The organism is Oleiphilus sp. HI0117, from assembly GCF_001635235.1.
Genome location: NZ_LWGA01001087.1, coordinates 1 through 1,565, shown reverse-complemented (window position 1 = coordinate 1,565; position 1,565 = coordinate 1). Strand labels below are relative to the sequence as shown.

General features: G+C 43.3%; 2 protein-coding genes. Both read right to left on the bottom strand.

The annotated features are described in order from the left end of the window. The coding region (locus A3757_RS19565) for a malic enzyme-like NAD(P)-binding protein (protein ID WP_068740129.1) at nt 1-1,131 on the bottom strand (1,131 nt) is incomplete at its 3' end. A gap of 238 nt (nt 1,132-1,369) precedes the next feature. Next, on the bottom strand, nt 1,370-1,565 hold a 196-nt coding region (gene rpmE / locus A3757_RS19560; RefSeq protein ID WP_068740127.1), incomplete at its 5' end, for a 50S ribosomal protein L31.

Genomic DNA, 1,565 nt, shown 5'->3' with positions numbered 1-1,565 from the left:
AATGATGTACTCTTTACCGAATTCCATTGAATCCACACCGTAAGCGTCTAGAACTTCCTTAGTTACAGGCTCTTTTGCTAGATTAGCAAGTGCTTTAGCAGCAGCCAGCTTCATCTCTTCATTGATAGCTGTTGCACGAACATCCAACGCACCACGGAAGATAAATGGGAAGCCAAGAACGTTGTTTACCTGGTTAGGGTAATCAGAACGACCTGTTGCCATAACAGCATCTGGACGAGATTCTGCAACCACTTCAGGCATGATTTCTGGAACCGGGTTAGCACATGCAAAGATGATTGGGTTTGGAGCCATCTTCTTAATTTGTTCACCAGTCACCATATCAGGACCAGATAGACCCAAGAAGATATCAGCACCGTCTAGCGCATCGTCAAACGTACGCTTGTCAGTATCTACTGCAAACATTGCCTTGTACTGGTTTAGATCATCACGACCAGAGTGGATAACACCTTTACGATCACACATGAAGATGTTTTCTGGCTTCATACCCGCAAGGGTAAGTAGCTTAGAACAAGAAATTGCAGCAGCACCGGCACCTAGTACCGCCATTTTTGCTTCTTCAATTTTCTTGCCTTGAATTTCAAGTGCGTTCAATGCACCTGCAACCGTTACGATAGCAGTACCGTGCTGGTCATCGTGGAAAACTGGAATGTTGCACTGCTCTTTAAGCGTACGCTCGATTTCAAAACACTCAGGTGCTTTAATGTCTTCTAGGTTAATGCCACCAAAAGTAATCGCAATACGACGCACTGTGTCGATAAATGCTTGAGGGCTTTCAGATTCAACTTCGATGTCGATTGAATCAACGCCAGCAAAACGTTTGAAAAGAAGAGACTTACCTTCCATTACAGGCTTAGAAGCCAAAGGACCTAAGTCACCCAGACCAAGAATCGCAGTACCATCAGTAATAACCGCTACCAAGTTACCTTTAGCAGTGTACTTATATGCATTTTCCGGGTCAGCAGCAATTTCCTTAACTGGCTCTGCAACACCTGGGCTATAAGCCAAAGAAAGGTCGCGAGAGGTTTGAGCAGGAGTAGAAAGTTCTACGCTGATTTTCCCTGGCTTCGGGAACTCATGGTAATCTAGAGCATCTTGTTTGAAATCTGACATTATATTCTACCGTTTTGGTTTTTCCGTTTAGGTTCTTTCAGGGACATTAAAGCCCTAAAGCCTGTCCGCGGCGCACATTATGACATCACTTATTACCTATGGACAATTATCAAATGATAATACGCCGTAACTTTTTTATTGTCATTTGACCGAAATCATCAAATAACCAGACGAAAAAAGAGCGACAAGCGCTCTTTTTCGGAATATCTTAGTTCTTTGGCAACTCGCCAAACAAAGCTTAGCCGCCGATACGGCTGCCGAAACGCTTCTTGAACTTATCAATACGACCACCTGTATCCATTACTTTCTGCTTACCAGTATAGAATGGGTGACATGCTGAACATACGTCCAGAGTAATATCTTTACATAGCGTAGAACGTGTTTTAATAACGTTACCACAACCACATTTTGCTTCGATTTCCTGGTAATCAGGA